The organism is Streptomyces sparsogenes (assembly GCF_001704635.1).
GTDB classification, from domain to species: domain Bacteria; phylum Actinomycetota; class Actinomycetes; order Streptomycetales; family Streptomycetaceae; genus Streptomyces; species Streptomyces sparsogenes.
Genome location: NZ_MAXF01000173.1, coordinates 1 through 18,850 on the forward strand (window position 1 = coordinate 1; position 18,850 = coordinate 18,850).

14 protein-coding genes are annotated in these 18,850 nt (G+C 75.2%); 6 read left to right on the forward strand and 8 right to left on the reverse strand.

The annotated features are described in order from the left end of the window. Positions 1-1,324 (reverse strand): enolase C-terminal domain-like protein (locus BBH68_RS32450; RefSeq protein ID WP_065967345.1); only part of this gene is annotated, 1,324 nt, incomplete at its 3' end. Between the two features lie 257 nt (positions 1,325-1,581). Here BBH68_RS32450 and BBH68_RS32455 point away from each other — a divergent pair. The 6 genes from BBH68_RS32455 (at position 1,582) to BBH68_RS32480 (ending at position 8,361) form a co-directional block, all read left to right on the forward strand. Further along, complete coding sequence (locus BBH68_RS32455; protein WP_065967346.1) at positions 1,582-2,583, forward strand: TauD/TfdA family dioxygenase; 1,002 nt, start codon at positions 1,582-1,584, stop codon at positions 2,581-2,583. A gap of 172 nt (positions 2,584-2,755) precedes the next feature. Further along, on the forward strand, positions 2,756-4,261 hold the full coding sequence (locus BBH68_RS32460) for an AlkA N-terminal domain-containing protein (protein ID WP_065967347.1): 1,506 nt from the start codon (positions 2,756-2,758) through the stop codon (positions 4,259-4,261). After that, positions 4,258-4,752 (forward strand): methylated-DNA--[protein]-cysteine S-methyltransferase, encoded by a 495-nt coding sequence (locus tag BBH68_RS32465; protein WP_065967348.1) that lies wholly within the window; start codon positions 4,258-4,260, stop codon positions 4,750-4,752. Before BBH68_RS32460 ends, BBH68_RS32465 begins: the two co-directional genes overlap by 4 nt. Before the next feature lie 23 nt (positions 4,753-4,775). Then, on the forward strand, positions 4,776-5,414 hold the full coding sequence (locus BBH68_RS32470) for an alpha-ketoglutarate-dependent dioxygenase AlkB family protein (protein WP_065967357.1): 639 nt from the start codon (positions 4,776-4,778) through the stop codon (positions 5,412-5,414). A gap of 99 nt (positions 5,415-5,513) precedes the next feature. Next, complete coding sequence (locus BBH68_RS32475; protein ID WP_065967358.1) at positions 5,514-6,488, forward strand: threonine/serine dehydratase family protein; 975 nt, start codon at positions 5,514-5,516, stop codon at positions 6,486-6,488. Between the two features lie 172 nt (positions 6,489-6,660). After that, positions 6,661-8,361 carry a phytoene desaturase family protein gene (locus tag BBH68_RS32480; RefSeq protein WP_065967349.1) on the forward strand — a complete coding sequence of 567 codons (1,701 nt, stop codon included), beginning with the start codon at positions 6,661-6,663 and terminating at the stop codon, positions 8,359-8,361. A 15-nt stretch (positions 8,362-8,376) separates the two neighbouring features. Here BBH68_RS32480 and BBH68_RS32485 read toward each other — a convergent pair whose 3' ends face one another. The 7 genes from BBH68_RS32485 to BBH68_RS32515 all read right to left on the reverse strand — a co-directional run bounded on the left by BBH68_RS32485 (position 8,377) and on the right by BBH68_RS32515 (position 18,695). Continuing rightward, the gene (locus BBH68_RS32485) at positions 8,377-8,724 is read right to left on the reverse strand and encodes an MmcQ/YjbR family DNA-binding protein (protein ID WP_065967350.1); all 348 of its coding nucleotides are present in this window, start codon (positions 8,722-8,724) and stop codon (positions 8,377-8,379) included. A 99-nt stretch (positions 8,725-8,823) separates the two neighbouring features. Beyond that, on the reverse strand, positions 8,824-10,638 hold the full coding sequence (locus BBH68_RS32490; protein WP_065967351.1) for a gamma-glutamyltransferase family protein: 1,815 nt from the start codon (positions 10,636-10,638) through the stop codon (positions 8,824-8,826). Positions 10,639-10,723: 85 nt separating this feature from the next. Continuing rightward, positions 10,724-11,212, reverse strand: a complete 489-nt coding sequence (locus BBH68_RS32495; RefSeq protein ID WP_065967352.1) for a GNAT family N-acetyltransferase — start codon at positions 11,210-11,212, stop codon at positions 10,724-10,726. Positions 11,213-11,286: 74 nt separating this feature from the next. Beyond that, positions 11,287-12,231: a TIGR03564 family F420-dependent LLM class oxidoreductase gene (locus BBH68_RS32500; protein WP_065967353.1), complete on the reverse strand. Its 945-nt coding sequence runs from the start codon at positions 12,229-12,231 to the stop codon at positions 11,287-11,289. A 120-nt stretch (positions 12,232-12,351) separates the two neighbouring features. Further along, positions 12,352-13,827 carry a DHA2 family efflux MFS transporter permease subunit gene (locus BBH68_RS32505; protein WP_065967354.1) on the reverse strand — a complete coding sequence of 492 codons (1,476 nt, stop codon included), beginning with the start codon at positions 13,825-13,827 and terminating at the stop codon, positions 12,352-12,354. A 193-nt stretch (positions 13,828-14,020) separates the two neighbouring features. Further along, positions 14,021-16,324 carry a serine/threonine-protein kinase gene (locus BBH68_RS32510; RefSeq protein ID WP_065967355.1) on the reverse strand — a complete coding sequence of 768 codons (2,304 nt, stop codon included), beginning with the start codon at positions 16,322-16,324 and terminating at the stop codon, positions 14,021-14,023. A 4-nt stretch (positions 16,325-16,328) separates the two neighbouring features. After that, on the reverse strand, positions 16,329-18,695 hold the full coding sequence (locus BBH68_RS32515; protein WP_065967356.1) for an outer membrane protein assembly factor BamB family protein: 2,367 nt from the start codon (positions 18,693-18,695) through the stop codon (positions 16,329-16,331). Positions 18,696-18,850 lie beyond the last annotated feature (155 nt).

Sequence of the window (18,850 nt, forward strand, 5' to 3'; positions counted from 1 at the left end):
GCACCAGGCAGGGCCGCTTGTTGTCGAAGGTCCAGTCCGGGACGAGGTACCGCATCGCGGCCGCGTCGTCCCGGGCCCCGAGGGCCTTCTCCCGGTAGAGCTCATGGGCGGCCAGGAGGCGGTCCTCGTCGAGCCGGACACCGAGGCCCGGGCGGTCGGGGACGGCGACCTCGCCGCCCACGATCCGCGGCGGGTCCACGGTGAGCCGCTCCAGCCCTTCCTGCCAGATCCAGTGGGTGTCCAGGGCGTTGTACTCGCCCGGGGCGGCGGCGCCGCAGTGGGCGACCATCGCCAGGGAGATGTCGAAGTGGTTGTTCGAGTGGCATCCCCAGGTCAGCCCCGTCTCATGGCAGAGCTGGGCGACCCGCACCGAGCCCTGCATGGTCCAGAAGTGGGGGTCGGCGAGCGGGATGGACACCGACTGGAGGGCCAGGGCGTGGGTCATCTGGCGCCAGTCGGTGGCGACCATGTTGGTGGCCGTGGGGAGGCCGGTGGCGCGCCGGAACTCGGCCAGGACCTCACGCCCCGAGTAGCCGCCCTCGGCTCCGCAGGGGTCCTCGGCGTAGGCGAGCGTGCCGACCAGGGGCCGGCACAGCTCGATGGCCTCGCGCAGCGACCAGGCGCCATTGGGGTCGAGGGTGATCCGGGCCTCGGGGAAGCGCTCCTTGAGCGCCCGGACGGCCTTGACCTCCTCGTGGCCCTCCAGGACCCCGCCCTTGAGCTTGAAGTCGCGGAAGCCGTAGAGGTCGAAGGTGGCCTCGGCCTGGCGGACGATCGCCTCGGGGGTCAGCGCCTCCTCGTGCCGGATGCGGTACCACTCCGGGCCGGCGTCCGGTTCGCGCACGTACTCCAGGTCGGTGCGGCCGGGGTCGCCGACGTAGAACAGATAGCCGAGGACCCGGACGGAGTCGCGCTGCTGCCCGTCGCCCAGGAGCGCCGCGACGGGGACCTCGAGGTGCTGTCCCAGCAGGTCGAGCAGCGCCGACTCGACCGCGGTGACGGCGTGCACGGTGGTGCGCAGGTCGAAGGTCTGCAGCCCCCTTCCCCCCGCGTCGCGGTCGGCGAACCGGTCCGCGATCTCGCGCAGGACGCGCTTGTAGTCGCCCACGCGGGCGCCGACGACGAGGGAGGCGGCGTCGCGCAGCGTCTGCGTGATCTTCTCACCGCCCGGGACCTCCCCCAGGCCCGTGCGTCCCTCGGAGTCCTCAAGGACGACCACGTTGCGGGTGAAGTAGGGGCCGTGCGCCCCGGAGAGGTTGAGCTCCATGCAGTCCCGGCCGGCGACCGGGTAGACGGAGAAGGCGGTGATGGTTGGCTGGCTCATTGACGGATTCCTCGGTCCCGGGTGGTTACAGCGACCTGCCCCACATACGTGCACGCTGTCTATGTATGTAGATGGAGGCTAAGGTGGCGAACACGCCGGGTCAATGGGTCCACGGCCACGGATTACGCCGACCGCCCGCCGCCGCACCCCGGTCGACCAGGGAGAAGCGGGCGGATGCCGGGGCGACAAGCTCAGAATCGCCTCAAATCTTCCACGGAAGGCGAACATGCGAGCGGGGTGTTCGTAGGGTCAAGATCATGACCAAGAGCCGCAGCGGTATTCACACCTTGCACATCCCGGACCCGTCCAAGGCCGCGGCGGGGGCCGCCCTGGACGCGGTCACCGAGCTCGGCGACGCGCTGCCCGACACCGGCCCGGACCTCTATCTGGAGTACGGCGCCAAGCACCTGCGCAACCACCTGCCCGCCGAGGTCCTCGACGCCCTCGCGCAGTGGCGGTACTCCCCCACCGCGTGGCTCACCCTGGCCAATCTGCCCGGCCCCCACGAACCCGTGCCCACCCCCCGGGACGGGTTCTGCGACGAATCGCTGCTGCGCACGCCCAACCTGGTGCACTTCGGCATCCTGCACCTGCTCGGGCTCACCCCGATCGCCTACCCGTGGGAGAACGACGGCCGTCTGATCAGGAACGTGGCGCCCCGCGCCGCCTCGGCCGACACCCTCACCTCCTGGGGGTACGCGCAGCCCCTCGACTGGCACACCGACGACTCGGTGCTCGACCACCGGCCGGAGGCGGACACCGCCGGGGCCATCCCCCACTACCTGTCCTTCTTCGGCATGCGCAACGACGAGCGGGTGCCCACCGACCTGCTGCCCGTCGACACCGTCCTCGAGACGCTGCCGGACCGGACGGCCGAGGCGCTGCGGCGCCCCGACTTCACGGTGACCGCGCCCGAGTCGTACACCACCGACGACCACGGCAGGCCCCTGAGCCGCACCGGTGTCCCCGTGCTGTGGACGCTCCCGGACGGCAACACGGCCCTGCGCTACGGCCCCGGCAGGCTCACCGGCCACACCCCCGGGGCGCGGGCGGCGCTGGCCGACTTCGAACGCCACGCGGCCGGGCTGCCCGGCCTGCCGGTGATGGTCGAGGAGGGCGGGTTCCACATCTTCGACAACCGCCGGGTGATGCACCGCCGGGTACCCTTCCAGCCGGCCGCCGAGGGGCGCGCCCGCTGGCTGCGGCGCTGCTACGCCCACCGCCCCGCGACCGCGCCCGCCCCCGCGACGGCCGGCTGAGGCGCCGGCGCCCCGCCGCTGAGGCGCCCGCGACCGCGACCGCGCTGGCGGACCACGGGGGCGGACCACGGGGGCGAGGCCACCCCGGCGGGGCGGCCCCGCCGGGCGCCGCGAAGGCCATGTCCGATTTCCGCCAGCACCCCGCCCCGCGCTGCCGCACAGTGGAGGGGTGATGACCGACGACGGCAAGTACGAGGCGGTGTGCAGCCGCGACGCCCGCTTCGACGGCGAGTTCTTCTTCGCCGTCTCCACCACCGGGATCTACTGCCGGCCGAGCTGCCCCGCGATCACGCCCAAGCGGAAGAACATCCGCTTCTACCCGACCGCGGCCGCGGCCCAGGGCGCCGGCTTCCGGGCCTGCCGCCGCTGCCGCCCGGACGCGGTGCCCGGGTCCGCCGAGTGGAACGCCCGGGCCGATGTGGTCGGCCGGGCGATGCGGCTGATCGGCGACGGCGTCGTCGACCGCGAGGGGGTGGCCGGGCTCGCCGGGCGGCTGGGCTACAGCGCCCGGCAGGTGCAGCGCCAGCTCAACGCCGAACTGGGCGCCGGCCCGCTCGCCCTCGCCCGGGCCCAGCGCGGCCACACCGCCCGGATCCTGCTCCAGACCACCGGCATGCGGGCCGCCGAGATCGCCTTCGCGGCCGGCTTCGCCAGCGTGCGGCAGTTCAACGACACCATCCGCGAGATCTACGCCACCACGCCCAGCGAGCTGCGCGCCGCCCGCCCCGGCCAGACCACGCGCTTCGGCCCGGTCGGCTCCGGGGACGGCGCGGCCGGGATCCCGCTGCGGCTCGCCTTCCGCGGCCCCTACGCCGCCGCGGAGGTCTTCGACTACCTGGGCGACCGCGCCCTCGCGGGCCTCGAGGAGATCACCGGCGAGCGCGGCGCCCGGACCTACCGGCGCACCCTGCGGCTGCCGAACGGCGCCGGGATCGCCGAGGTCGACGAGGCGCCCGGCGCGGGCGGCTGGCTGGAGTGCCGGCTGCACCTGTGCGACCTGCGCGATCTGACCTGCGCCACCCAGCGCGTGCGCCGCCTGTTCGACCTGGACGCCGATCCGTACGCGGTCGGCGAGCGGCTGGGCGCGGACCCCGCGCTGGCCCCGCTGGTGGCCCTGCGGCCGGGGCTGCGCGCGCCCGGCGCGGCCGATCCGCAGGAGCTGGCGGTCCGCGCGGTGCTGGGCCAGCAGGTCTCGGTGGCCGCGGGCCGCAGGCTCGGCGAGGCGCTGCTGGCCGCGTACGGCGAGCCGCTGCAGACCCCGAGCGGCGGGCTGACCCATCTCTTCCCCAGGGCCGGGCGGCTGGCCGAGGCGGCGCTGGGCGAACTGGGGATGCCCGCCGCTCGCCGTGAGGCGGTGCGCGCCGTCGGCGCGGCGCTCGCCGACGGCACCGTCCTGCTCGATCCCGGCGCCGACCGGGACGAGACCGAGAAGGCGCTGCTGGGCCTGCGCGGCGTCGGCCCCTGGACGGCCGGCTACATCCGCATGCGGGCGCTGGCCGACCCCGATGTGCTGCTGACCTCGGACGCGGCCGTACGGTCCGGGATGCGGCGCACGGGCGCGGAGGCGGTGGACTCCGAGGCCTGGCGGCCCTGGCGCAGCTACGCGATGCACCACTTCCGGCACGCCGCCGCGGGCCGCGCGAACGACGAGGAACACCGGGAAAGGAACGACCGATGACGGTCTACACGACGATGGACAGCCCGCTGGGCGAACTGCTGCTGGTGGGCGAGGAGTCGACCACCGCCAAGGGCGGCACGGCCCTGGCCTCCCTGTCCGTGCCCGGCCAGAAGGGCAGCGCGGTCGTGGCGGAGGGGTGGCGGCGGTCGCCGGAGGCGTTCGGTGAGGTCCGCGCCCAGCTGAGCGCGTACTTCGAGGGCGAGCTGACCCGGTTCGACCTGGAGTACGTGACCCGCGGCAGCGCCTTCCAGCGGCGGGTCTGGGAGGCCCTGGACACCATCCCCTACGGCACCACGACCACCTACGGCGGGCTCGCCGAGCGGATCGGGGCCCCGCGCGGGGCGGTGCGCGCCCTGGGCACGGCGCTCGGCGCCAACCCGCTGCTGGTGGTGCGCCCCTGCCACCGGGTGATCGGCGCGAACGGCTCGCTGACCGGCTACGCCGGCGGCCTGGAGCGCAAGCGGCGGCTGCTGGCCCACGAGGGCGTGTGAGCGCGCTGTTCCCCCGCCCCCGCATGGAGGTGGCGCCGGGCGCGGTGCATGTGCCGGGCTGGCTCACGCCGGGGCAGCAGCGCCGGCTCGTCGCGGCCTGCCGGGCCTGGGCCGGCGGGCCCGTCCCGATCCGGCACACCAGGCTGCCGAGCGGAGGCGTCATGTCCGTGCGGACGGTGTGCGTCGGCTGGCACTGGCTGCCCTACCGGTACAGCCGTACGGCCGACGACGTGAACGGCGCCCGGGTCGCCGAGTTCCCCGAATGGCTGGTGGAGTTGGGCCGCCGCGCGCTGGCCGAGGCGTACGGGGACGAGGCGGCCGCGGCCGGCTACACCCCCGACACCGCGCTGATCAACTTCTACGACGGCCAGGCCACGCTCGGCATGCACCAGGACAAGGACGAGAAGTCCTCCGCGCCGGTGGTGTCGCTGAGCATCGGCGACACCTGTGTCTTCCGGGTCGGCAACACCGCGACCCGCACCAGGCCGTACACCGACATCGAGCTGGCCTCGGGCGACCTGTTCGTGTTCGGCGGGCCCTCGCGGTACGTCTACCACGGCGTGCCCAGGGTCCTCGTGGGCACCGGCGACCCCGCCACCGGGCTCAGGACGGGGCGGCTGAACATCACCCTGCGGGTGACGGGGCTCCAGGACTCCTCGTGAGCGCGCGGCGCGGTGGTTAGGGTGGTGATCGCGGGCGACGGCGGCGGGGACCGGCGGCGCGCCCGGCACCCTCACAGGAAGGCGGACGACGTGGCGGGCATCACGGGTCTCACGGACATCGCGGCCATCGAGGCGGCCGCCGAGCGGATCGCCGGACACGTCGTGCGCACCCCGACCGTGCCGAGCCCGGGCCTCACCGCGCTGCTCGGGGCCCCGGTCACCGCCAAGCTGGAGTTGCTGCAGCGCACCGGCTCCTTCAAGGCGCGCGGGGCGGCGGCGAAGCTGCTGTCGCTGAGCGAGGCCGACCGCGCGGCGGGGGTGGTGGCGGTGAGCGGCGGCAACCACGGGATCGGGGTCGCGGTCATGGCCGCCGCCCTGGATGTGAAGGCGACCGTCGTGATGCCCCGGTCGGCGCCCGCGCGGTCCGTGGAGACGGTGGAGGCGGCGGGGGCCACCGTCCGTCTGATGGACGACATGGACGGCGCGTTCGCCCTCATGTCCCGGCTGCGGGACGAGGGGCTGACGCTGGTGCACCCCTACGACGACCCCGTGGTGGTCGCCGCCCAGGGCACTGTGGGCCTGGAACTGGCCGACGACGCGGGCGAGTTGACCGATGTGCTGGTCAGCATCGGCGGCGGCGGGCTGATCGCCGGTGTCGCGGCCGCGCTGCGGGCCCGGCGGCCCGGGGTGCGGATCTGGGGCGTGGAGACCGCGGGCGCCGAGGCCATGTCCGAGGCGCTGGCCGCGGGCGGTCCGGTGCCGGTCGCGCTCTCCTCGATCGTCACCACGCTCAGCGCGCCGTCCGTCTCCCGGCTCACCTACGACCATGTGTCCGAGCTGGTCACCGAGGTGCTCGTGGTCTCCGACGCCGAGGCGGTGGGGGGCACCCTGGACCTCGCCGAGCACGCGAAGGTGTGGGCCGAGCCCGCCGCCGGCTGTCTCCTCCCGGCCGCGCGGCGGGTGGTGGAGCGGGTCGGCGAGGGCGTCCGGCTGGGGCTGGTGGTCTGCGGCGGCAACGCGACCACGGCGGACGTCATGTCCTGGGCGGGCCGCTTCGGCGTCGGGATCCGATAACCGTCGGCGGCCGTCGCCGCGCGTTCTGCCCGCATGGTGGACAGGGCTCCGGGCGGTGACCTGGCAGGCCGTCACGGAAAGCCGGGTTCTCGCCGTTCTCCCCCGTGACGCTGCGTATATTGAGGCCGAGTTCATGGGCTCAAGTCCTGAACGGCGAGGGCGGGGGGCAGGGATGACCACCGAGGTGGCCTCGGGCCGGAAGGCGCGGCCGGATCGCTATGACGCGATCATCGTCGGCAGCGGCATCGGCGGGCTGGTGTGCGGCGGCTATCTGGCCGCCGACGGCCGCCGCGTCCTGGTGCTGGAACAGCACGACGTGGCGGGGGGCAACGCGCATGTCTTCCGCAGGCGGCGGCGCTACGAGTTCGACGTCGGCACCCACTACCTGGGCGACTGCGGGGAGGACGGGATCATTCCGGCCATCCTCTCCGGGCTCGGCGTCGGCGACCGGGTGCGGTTCCGGCCGATGGACAACGAGCGCGGCTTCGACCGGGTGATCACCCCCACGGTCACGCTGGACGTGCCCTCGGGCTGGGACAACTACCGCGACCGGCTGAAGCGCGCGCTGCCCGGCGAGGCCGCCGGGATCGACCGGTTCGTCGACCTCGCCAAGACCACCACCGCGCTGAGCCGGGCGAGTCTGCTGGGCGAGCCCGTCATGGACCTCTACCGCGCGTCCCCCGAGGTGACCCGCTGGAGCCGGCGGTCCCTCGGCGCGGTGTTCGACCACTGCGGTTTCTCCGCCAGGGCCAGAACGGTGCTGGCGGCGCAGTTCGGCAACTACGGGGCGCTGCCCGCCGATGTGAGCTTCTCCGTGCACGCCAACCTGATGGACCACTATCTGCGCGGCGCCTACTACCCCGAGGGCGGCGGGCAGGTGCTGGTGGCCGCCCTGGTCGAGGCGCTCGAGGGATACGGCGGGGAGCTGCGCACCCGCACCTCGGTGGCCCGTATCCTCGTCGAGGACGACACGGCCGTCGGGGTCGAACTCAGCGACGGCGAGCGGATCACGGCGCCCCTGGTGATCTCCAACGCCGACTACCGCAGGACGGTCCTGGACCTGTGCGGCGGGGAGGCTGTCTTCCCCTCCCACCTGGTCAGACAGACCCGCGAGGCGACCATGCGCTTCCCGCTGACCGCGGTGTACGTCGCACTGGACACGGAGCTGCCCGCCACCCCCAACGCCAACATCTGGTGGCACGCCGACGACGACCTGGAACAGGCGCACGCCAGGATGATCGAGGAGGGGATGCGGGAGATCCCCCAGCTGATCTTCTCCTTCGCCTCGGTCAAGGACGCCGGCGCGCCCAACGTGTGCCCGCCGGGGCACAGCAACTTCCAGCTCATGACGGTCTGCCCGCCCGGTCATGCGTTCTGGGGCGTGGACAAGGGGCCGGCCGACGGCGGGCCCTATCGCCGCAACGCCGCCTATGTGGCGCGGAAGCAGCAGGTCACCGAGGCCATGCTGGCCACCGCGGAAGAGGTCGTCGGGCCCTTCCGGGACCACATCACCCATCTGGAGACCGCCACCCCGCTGACCAACGAGCGCTACATCCGCGCCAGCGGCGGCACCCCTTACGGGCTGGCCAACTGGGGCGGCGTCGGCAAGCGCCCCGATGTGCGCACCGGCGTGGAGGGGCTGTACGTGGTCGGCCAGAGCACCCGGTACGGCAGCGGGGTGGGCGGGGCGGCCACCGGCGGGATGGTGTGTGCCTCCCATGTGCTGGGCCGCCGGCTGCTGGCGGAGGTGCACCGAGGGGCCGTCGTGGGAGACCCCTCGCTGCTCCCGGACCGCGGGCCGGGCTGGGATCCGCTCAGGGTCTCCCGCGGCCGGGCCCGCCGCGAGGCGAAGGGCCTGGCCCGCATCGGCTGACGGCCCGCGGCGGCCTCACCCGGCCTGCCCCGCCCGCTGCTCCAGGAGCCTGGGCGGGGCGGCCTGCCGCCAGGAGTCCAGGAGGATGTCGCGCATCTCGTCGATGTCGTCCAGCGCGGCGAGCCGCACCCGCACCCAGGCGAAGCTCGCCTCGTGGTCGGCGATCCAGAACTTCTCCGGCTCGGCCAGGACCAGCTCGTCGCGCTCCACCTTCGGGCACCTGACGGCCATCGAGGTCTCGTCCTCGGGGAGGGTGGCGAACATCTTCCCGGCGACCCGGAAGGTGGGCATGGACCAGGCGATCTTCTCGGTCGTCCCGGGGAGCGACAACGCGAATGCACGGACATCGTCGGACGTGGTCATGGGACGACCGTAAGGCACGCCACCGACACCCGCCCGGCCGGACCGCCCACAACGGGCCGGCGGACGCCGGCGGACGAATGCGGGGCGTGCGCCCCGGCGTCAGCGGCCCACGGCGTAGCCCTGCGCGCCGCGCGGGTTGGCGGCCGCGAGGAGGACGCCGGTGTCGGGGTCGCGGGCGACCGCGCACAGCCGGCCCTCGGTCCAGGCGCCGCCGACCGTGACGTCATGGCCGCGGCGGCGCAGCCCGGCGATGGCGGGCTCGCCGATCCGGGACTCGACCACGACCTTCCCCGCGGCCATCGACCGCGGGTGGAACGAGCCGGGGAAGCTCTCCTGGTGCCAGTTGGGCGCGTCGATCGCGCCCTGGAGGTCGAGCCCGGAGCGCACGGGCGGCCGCAGGGCGACGGCGAGGAAGAAGTGCGTGCTCCACTGGTCCTGCTGGTCGCCGCCGGGGGTGCCGAAGGCCATCACGGGGGTGCCGCCGCGCAGGGCGAGGGAGGGGGTGAGGGTGGTGCGGGGGCGGCGGCCGGGGGTGAGGGAGCCCGGCAGCCCGGGGTCGAGCCAGGTCATCTGGAGCCGGGTGCCGAGCGGGAAGCCGAGGGCGGGGATCACGGGGTTGGACTGCAGCCAGCCGCCGCTGGGGGTGGCGGCGACCATGTTTCCCCAGCGGTCGACGACATCGAGGTGGCAGGTGTCGCCCCGGGTGGTGCCGTCGGGGCCGACGGTCGGCTCGCCGGTGCCGGGCGCGGTGGCGGGCTCCGGGTCGCGGGACGCCGAGCGCGCGACCGCGGCCAGGGCCTGCTTGCTCAGGCGCGGCTCGCGGCCGCCGGGCCGCCCGGGGCGCAGCTCCCGGGAGGCGCGCTCGCCGATGAGCGTCCGGCGCCGGTCGTTGTACGGGGCGGAGAGCAGGTCGTCCAGCGGGACGTCGGCGGCGTCGCCGTACCAGGCCTCGCGGTCGGCCATGGCCAGCTTGCCGCCCTCGATGAGGGTGTGCAGAAAGTCGGGGGTGCCCAGGTCATCGGCGGTCAGGCCGGGCGGCAGCAGGGCGAGTTGCTGCAGGAGCACCGGGCCCTGGCTCCAGGGCCCCGCCTTGCACACCGTCCAGCCCTCCCAGTCGTAGCGGACGGGGGCCTCGTAGCCGGCGGCGAAGGCGGCGAGGTCGTCGCCGGTGAGGGTGCCGGCGTGGCGCTCCCCGGAGGAGTCCAGGGTGGGCCGGGCGGCGGCCTCGGCCAGCGCCTCGGCGATGAAGCCCTCGCGCCAGACCCGGCGGGCCGCGTCGATCCGGGCCTCGCGGCCGGGCCCCTTGGTCCCCGCCTCGGCCTCGGCGATCAGCCGCCGCCAGGTCGCGGCGAGGGAGGGGTTCTTCAGCAGCCGCCCGGGCGCGGGGGCCTGGCCGCCGGGCAGGTACAGCTCGGCCGAGGTGGTCCACTCGGTCTCGAAGAGCTCGCGCACGGTCTCGACGGTCTCGCCGACGCGCTCCACCGCGGGGTGGCCGTGTTCGGCGTAGCCGATGGCGTACTTCAGGACCTCGGCGAGTTGCTTGGTGCCGTGGTCGCGCAGCAGCATCATCCACGCGTCGAACGCGCCGGGCACGGCCGCGGCGAGCGGGCCGGTGCCGGGGACCAGGTCGAGGCCGAGCGAGGTGTAGTGGTCGATGGTGGCCCCGGCGGGGGCCGGGCCCTGCCCGCACAGGACGGTGGGCGTGCCGCCCGCCGGGGCGAGGATGATCGGCACCTCGCCGGCCGGGCCGTTCAGGTGGGGTTCGACGACGTGCAGCACGAACCCGGCGGCCACGGCCGCGTCGAAGGCGTTGCCGCCGTCCTCCAGCACGGCCATGGCCGACTGGGAGGCCAGCCAGTGGGTGGAGGACACCATGCCGAAGGTGCCCTGGAGGGTGGGGCGGGTGGTGAACATGAGAGGCTCCTGGTCCGGGTACGGCTCGATGGTGGAGCGCGGACGCGGCCGCGGGCAAGTCCCCCGAGGAGTGCGCTCCGGCGGGTCACAGCGCGCGGTGCATGATGTGCAGGCCCACGTAGCCCTCGGTCGGGTGGCGGAAGCCCTCCGGCAGGGTGCCCAGCACCTCGAAGCCGAGCGACCGGTAGAGCCGCACCGCGTGCGCGTTGGTCTCCACGACCGCGTTGAACTGCATCCGGCGGAAGCCGGCCGCCCGCGCCCAGTCCAGCGAGTACTGGCACAGCGCGCGGCCCACGCCCCGCCCGGAGTGCGCCGGGTCGACCATGTAGCTGGCGCTCGCGATGTGCGCGCCGTTGCCCATGTGGTTGTTGTTCATCTTGGCCGTGCCGAGGACCGTGCCCGCTTCGTCGACGGCGACGACCGTCCGGTTCGGCGGCGCCAGGAGCCACCAGTCGCGGCCCTGTTCCCGGCCGAGGTCGAGCGGATAGGTGAACGTCTCGCCCGCGGCGACGATCTCGTGGAAGAAGGGCCAGATGGCGGGCCAGTCCCGCGCGGTGGCTTCCCTGATCAGCATCCGGACATGATGCCGAGGGGGCGCGCGGGCCCGCCAATGGTTTGCGCGCGCCGCCTCCGCCGACTGATCGCGGGTCAGGCCCGCTGGGCCAGTTCGCCGAGGAGTTTCCAGGTGCGGCGCTCGTCCTCGGGGGAGCCGATGGCGGTCTGGGTGTAGACCAGTTCGGTCACGCCCGCCTCGGCGTACGCGGCCACCTGGGCGGCGAGCAGCTCCTCGTCGCCGATGGCGACGAGGTCGGCGGGGTTGTCGATGCCTTCGCGGTCCAGGGCGGCGCGGTAGGCGGGGAGGGTCGCGTAGTGCGCCATGTTCTCCTCGGCGCGGGCCCGGGCGCCCGCCACGTCGGCGGTGACCACGCCGGAGACGATCGCGGCGACGCGGGGCGCGGGGCGGCCTGCGGCCGCGGCGTGGCGGGTGAGGGTGGGCACGGTGTACTCGGCGAGGGTGCGCGGTCCGGAGAGGATCGGCAGCGCTCCGTCGGCGAGTTCGGCGGCGGCGCGCAGGGTCTGCTCCCCCGCCGCCGCGACCAGCACCGGCACCCTCGGGCGGGCGCCCGGCACACTGGCCGGCAGCGAGGTCCTGGCGACGAGCGTGTCGCCCCGGAGGTCGACCGCGCCGGTCTCCAGCAAGGAGCGCAGGGCTTCGAGGTGTTCGCGCAGGTGCCGGACGCGGGGGTGCGGGGTGGGCCCGTAGGTCTGCTCGACGAAGGACTTGACCGACAGCCCGACGCCGAGGGTGAAGCGCCCGTGGGAGGCCGCCTGGGCGGTCTGGGCCTGCATGGACAGGGCGATGGGGTGGCGGGGGTGGATCGGCACGACCGCGGTGCCGATGTCGATGCCGGGGACCTCGCGGGCCGCCAGGGCGGCCACCGTGATGGCGTCGTGGTCGAACCGCTGGGTGAACCAGGCCGCGGACACCCCGGCGGCGGCCAGTTCCCGCACCTGGCCGATGAGGGTGTCGACGGAGTTGGCCTCGCGGGACAGCTGGTGGTGGTCGGTGGGCAGGGCGACACCGATGCGCATGACGTTGCTCCGTATCGACGGTCGGCGGACAGCGGCCCTCGCCGTCCAGCGGGGGCCGGGCACAGATCTTAACCCGGTAACTAACGTTACCAGGTTAAGATTTCTGTGGCTGTCGGGGTGTCAGGCGCGTTCCTGGGCGGGCTGCTCGGCCGTGGCCTGTGCCGCCGGGGGCGCCACCGGGACGGCCGCCGGACGGCGGCCCGGGAGGCGCAGCGCGGGGAGCACGGCGGCCACCATGAGGGCCACGGCCCACAGATAGGTGTCGGCGAAGGGCCCCGAGTGGGTCGGGGTGGTGGTGGCGCCGCCGCCGTTGACGGAGAGGGTGACGGAGAAGAGGGCCACCCCGACCGCGGCCGCCACCTGGGAGGTGATCTGAAGGGCCGTCGAGGCCGAGGGGGCGTCGTCGGGCGAGATCCCACGGGTGGCGGCGGCCATGGTCGGCATCATGGTCAGGCCGACGCCGGTGCCCAGCACGAGGAGCGAGAGGGCCAGCCGCCAGTAGGCGAGGGTGTCCGACAGTTGCGTGGTCAGCAGGCCCATGCCGAGCGCCGCCGTGGCGACCCCGCCGGCCACCAGCCGGCGCGGCGGGACCCGGTCCGCGAGACGCCCGGAGAACTGCATGGTCACGCCGGCCGCCAGTCCCAGCGGGGCGCCCAGCACACCGGAGGCCGTGACGCTCTCGCCGCGCACCACCTGGAAGTACATGGGCAGGAGCAGCATGCTGCCGAAGTAGCCGACGACGAACAGGGCCAGCGTCACCGCGCCGGCCGTGAAGGCGCGGTCGCGGTACAGGCGCAGGTCGATCAGCGGGTGCGGGGAGGTGCGGGCCCGCAGGACGAAGCCCACGACCAGCGCGGCCCCCACGGCCGCCGGGAGCAGCACGCCCAGGTCGCCGAAGTCGCGCCGCTCCGCGCCGGTGGACAGCCCGTAGAGGAGCGCGGCCAGGCCCGGGGAGAGCATCAGCAGGCCGGGGACGTCCAGCCGCCGGCCGGGGGCGCCCTGGGCCCGGGGCAGGGAGCGGGCGGCGACGAGCAGGGCGAGGGCGCCGATGGGCACGTTGATGGTGAACATCCAGCGCCAGGAGAAGGAGTCCACCAGCCAGCCGCCCAGCACCGGTCCGCTGACGGGGCCGATGAGGATGGGGATGCCCATGATGCTCATGATGCGGCCCATGGTCTCGGGGGTGGCGGCCCGCATCATGATCGTCATGCCGGTGGGCACGATCATGCCGCCGCCCAGGCCCTGCACCATCCGGAAGGCCACCAGCGACTCGATCGACCAGGCCGTGCCGGCCAGCAGGGAGCCCAGGGTGAACAGCGCGATGGCCGTCATGTAGACGCGCTTGGTGCCGAACCGCCGGATCGCCCAGGCCGTCACCGGGATCGCCGCGGCCAGGGCCAGGGAGTAGCCGGAGGCCACCCACTGGACCGTGGCGAGCGGCGCGTCGAACCGCTCGGCCAGCGGGTTGATGGCGACGTTCACGACGGTGGTGTCCAGCACCGACATGATGGAGCCGAGGGCGACCACGGAGGCGAGGACCGCCAGCCGGGGTGTGGTGGGCGGGGCGTCGCCTGAAGTGTGCGTAGCAGGTGCCATGACGGAGCCTTGTCTTCGTAGCCGGAGCCGGGTGGGCGGGCGCCTTGCCCGCCCGCGTCCCGAGACTCGGACATCAACCAAGGTTCAAGTCAACCCGCGGCCGGCTCCGGCATGTCGTTCGGCCCTCCGCGCCGCTCACCGGGGGACGAAGCGGCGGGGGGACGAAGCGCCGGGGGCATCAGGCGGGCGGGCGTCAGGCCAGCGGCAGCGCCCGGATCGACTTGCCGCGCACCACGTAGAGCCGGTCCCGGCCGGCCAGCAGCCCCGTGGTGCCGAGGAAGGAGCCGGACGAGTCGCGGAGGGTCCACCGCGTGCGGCCGGTCCTGAGGTTCACCGCGACGGCGGCGGCGCGGCTGTCGGAGGAGGGCGGGAAGACCAGCCCGCCGGCCACCGTGGTGGGGGCGGGCGGCAGGGCCAGATCGGTGTCCGCGGCCCACTTCCACCGCACATGATGGGACGCCAGGTCGATGGCGAACACATGCGTGCCCAGCACCGTGAGGTAGGCGACCCCGTCCGCCACGGCGGGGGCGCCGAACACGGGCCCCTCGCCCGTGCCGGAGGGCAGTTGGTCCGGGTCGATCCGCCAGCGCGCACGGCCGGTGCGCAGGTCGAGCGCGGTGAGCCCGCGGCCGCACACCAGCACGGTGTCCCGCGCCACCGCGGTCCGCCAGGCCGGCACCTGGCTGCCGCCTTCGTCGATCAGCCCGTCGTCCGGCAGTTTCACGGTCCACCGCCGTCGGCCGTCGGCCGTGTCGTACGCGGCCACCGAGCCGGCGTCGACGAGCACCAGCCGGCCGGCGGCCACCCGGCCGGGGAGCGCCTGGGCCTCGCCGCGCGCCAGCTCCCGGCGCCAGCGCACCCTGCGGGCCGCCGTGTCGTACGCCAGCAGACAGCGGCGCCGGGTGTCCGGCATTCCGTCGCGGTGCGGGCCCGAGTGGCCGACCACATACGCGGTGCGGCCGTCCGCGGCGCAGACCGGGAGGTCCATGAAGCGGAAGGTGATCCCCAGCGGATCGGAGTACCAGGTCCTGCCGTCGGCGGGGTCGATCATCGCCAGCCGGTCGTCCCCGTCGGCGTAGGCGGCCTTCATGACGAGGAGGCCGCCGCAGGCCACCGGCGTGTACCCGGACACCGCTGGCGCGGTCCAGCGCAGGGTGCCGCGGCGGGCGTCCACGCCGAGGACGCCGGCGCCCGGGTCGGCCTGCACGGCGATGACGTCCCGGTGGAGCAGCGGCCGGCCCAGGTCCCCGATGGGGCCGCGGTACTCCCACAGCGGCTGGGGCGCGGTGTCCGGGCCGGTGGCGCCGGGGGCGGGCCGGGAGCCGCCGCGGGTGTCCCGGTCACCGGAGCCCGCCGCCCACCACACGCCGCCCGCCACCCCGGCGGCGGCCAGGGTGCCCAGCCCGCCCAGCAGCAGCCTCCGGCGGGCCGGGCGCGGGCCGTCCTGGGGCGGTGGGGCGGCGGGCAGACCGGCGGGCGGCGGGGCGGCGGGCTCCCCGCTCCGCCGGACCTCCATGTCCCAGACGGTGGCGGTGCGCAGCGCGATGTCGTGCAGGACGCCGGCGGGGAGCAGCCCGGCGAATCCCTCGCCCCGCCCCGGGGGTTCGCGGTCCCACTCGTCCCGCCCTTCCCGCCCGCCGTCCTCGCCCGTGCCCGCCAGGGCGCGGGCGATCCGCTCGGCGGCGGGCCGGTCGGCGGGGTCCTTGGCCAGGGCGCCGACGATCAGCGGCCACAGCTCCTCGGGCAGCCCGGTCAGGTCGGGCTCCGCGAACGCCACGCGGTACAGGACGTCGTTGGCCTCGCCCTCGCCGAACGGCGCCCGGCCGGTGGCGGCGTACACCAGCAGGCCGCCCAGCGCGAACACGTCGGCGGGCGGTCCCACGCTCTGCCCTCCCACGGGACGCGCCTGTTCGGGCGATATATAGGCCGGGGTGCCCACCTGGCGGCCGGTGCGGGTCAGCCGCTCGGCGCCCACGGCCCGGGCGAGCCCGAAATCGATCAGTTTGGGCCCGTCGGCGGTGATCAGCACGTTGGAGGGCTTCAGGTCCCGGTGCACCAGGCCGTGGCGGTGCACCGTGGCCAGGCCCTGGGCGAGCGCCGCCCCCAGGGCGCGCGTCGCGGCGTACGGCCAGGGGCCGTGCGCCTCGACGGCCTGCGCCAGCGACGGGCCGATCAGGTATTCGGTGGCCAGCCACGGCCGCGGCCCGGCGGTGTCGGCGTCCACGACGGCCGGGACGAAGTCGGCTCGGCCCAGCGCCCGGACGGCCTGGAGTTCCTGCCGGAACCGCTCCCGGAACTCCTTCTCCTCCGCCAGCTCGCGGTGGACCGCCTTGAGGGCCACGGTCCGGCCGCCGTCGGAGCGGGCCAGGTAGACGGTGCCCATGCCGCCCGAGCCGAGGCGGGCGAGCAGGCGGTAGCGGCCGAACGCCTCCGGGTCGTGGGCGAGCAGCGGCCGTACCGGCAGGGCGGATCCGTCCGCCGTCACGTTCACGGTCATCCCTTCACTCCACCGGAAGCAGGAACACGGCGGCGCCGTGGGCGACGACGGCCGACGATCTCGCGGGGTAGACGTAGTACTCCTCGAGGAGCTCGCCGCCGCTCTCCTGGAATCGCCACCGCACACGCCCCGTCCGGGCGTCGAGCGCGAACACGCCCGCCGCCACGGCGGCCAGGACGGTACGGCCCGAATGGCTGACCGAGAGCTTGGGGGGCGCCTTCCACACGGTGTCGTCGGGCAGCGCGGAGCGCCACAGTTCGGTGCCGTGGTCCGGGTCCACCGCGTAGACCAGCTTGGCGCCGTCGGACACGTACAGCACATCGCCCCTGCCGCCCGGCCCCGGGCGGACCACCGGATGGCCCAGCGGGGACTTGGTCGTGGCGTAGCTGTTGATGTCCAGCGACCACCGCTGCCGGCCGGAGTCGATGTCGACGGCGCGCAGCCTCGCCCCGTGCGCGGCGTAGATCAGGCCACGGGTGGGGGATATCCCGAGCTTGTCGCCGGTGTCGACGCCGTCGAAGCGTCTGCGCCACTCCTGGTGGCCGTCGGACAGCCGCAGCGAGATCAGCTCCACCGTGCCGCCGGGGTACCCCAGGCCGATCAGCGACCGGCGGGCGGGGAACGCTCCGATGTCGTCGCCGTAGGCGGCGGGCAGCCGGCTGCGCCACCGTTCGCGGCGGGCCCGGGTGTCGTACGCGACGACGTAGGCGGGGGGCTTGGCGCCGCCCGTGCCGGTGGCGGTGAAGTAGGCGTGCCGGCCGTCCGCGTCGACGGACAGCATGGTCTTGAAGGTCAGGTCGGTGCCGGAGTACTTGGACTCCACCCAGCGCTGGTGGCCGTCGCCGGCGTCGAAGGCGACGAGTCTGCCGCCGATGTCGACGAGGGCGAGCCGGCGGCTGATGGGCTCCGGGGTGCTGTCGGTGCCCAGGTCGTCGCGGCGCCAGCGCGGGCGGCCGGTGCGCAGGTCGAGCGCGACGGCCTCCTGGGCGTTGGTGATGACGGCGAGTTCGTCGCGCCACACGAGGGGCGGGACGGAGGTGGCGTCGGTCAGGTCGAAGCGCCACCGGGCCACCGGGGCGGTGCCGGCCGGCGGTCGCGCCGCCGGGCTCGCGGAGGCGCGCGGGGACCGGCCGGGGTCGGTGAGGGCGGACAGCCCGCCGCGGCCCGCCACCCACCCGGCCACCGCGGCACCCCCGGCCAGCAGCCCGGCGGCGCCCGCCGCCGCGGTGGTGAGCAGGGCGCGGCGAGAGGCCGCCGCGGTGCCGGAGAGCGGCGGGTCCGCGGCCGGGCGCGCACGGTTGCGCCCCTCGCCCCGCGTGGCCGCGGTGTACAGCTCCTCGCCCGTCAGCACCTCGCCGTCGGTGCCCGGCGCGGGGCGCCCGCCGGGCGGGGCGGGGTCGTCGGCGGTCGCGGGCTCCTCCAGCACCAGCACCTGCGCGGCCTCGCGGGCCAGCCGGGCGACCACCGGGCTCGGCAGCCGCGGTGGCGCGGTCCGCCCGCCGCCGCCGAACGCGGCGCGCAGCGCGGCGGCTTCCGGGCGGGCCGCGGGGTCCTTGTCCAGACAGCCCGTCAGGATCGTGGCGAGCGAGGCGGGCAGCGAGCCCAGGTCCGGCGGTTCGGCGGCGATCCGGTACAGCACCTGCGGCGGCGCGTCGTCACCGAACGGGGGGCGGCCACAGGCCGTGTAGGCGAGGACGGCGCCGAGGGAGAAGACGTCGGAGGCGGGGACGGGGGCGCGGCCCCTGGCCTGTTCCGGGGAGAGGAAGGGGGCCGGCCCGGCGAACCGGCCGGTGTCGTTGTCGTACGCGTCATCTCCCCCGCCGCGTCCTCCCCCGCCGGCCTCGTGTCCGCCGGACCCGTCGCCGCCGTCGGCTCCCCGGCGCGGCAGGCGCGCGTGGTGAAACCCGGTCAGCCGGGGCCCGTCCCCGGCGACCAGGACGGCGTCGGCGGAGATGCCGCCGTGCACCATGCCGGCCGCGTGAACCCGCTCCAACGCCTCGGCGAGCGCGCCGCCCAGCGCCCGTACCCCGGCCTCCGGGAGCCCTCGGGGCGCGGCGCGGACGACGTCGGCGAGCGGCACGGCGGGCACGTACGCGTGGGCCACCCAGGGCGCCGCCGCGTCGAGGTCGGCGTCCTCGGCGGAGCGGACCCACCGGCCGGCGGCGGCCCGGGACGCCTCCACGTCGCGCCGCAGCCGGGCGCGGATCCGCTGGTCGTCGGCGAGCGCGGAGCGCACCAGGGTGACCTCGACGGCCGGCCCGGCGCCGACGCGCCGCCCCAGCAGCCGCACGCCGCTGTCCGTCTCGCCCAGGCGGGCCAGCATCCGGAACGGCCCGAGGCGGCGCGGATCGGCGTTGTGCAAGGTGTGCATGTATCGGCAGCCCTCCCGGCACGGTGTGCCGCGCCCCCGCTATCTGAACGTACCGCAGCCTAGGGGTGTCTCCCCGGTCTCTGTGACGGTGACATCAGCGGCTGCCGCCGCGGAGCCCGCGGCGTCAGGGGGCACCGCCCAGCGGTAGCTGGGGG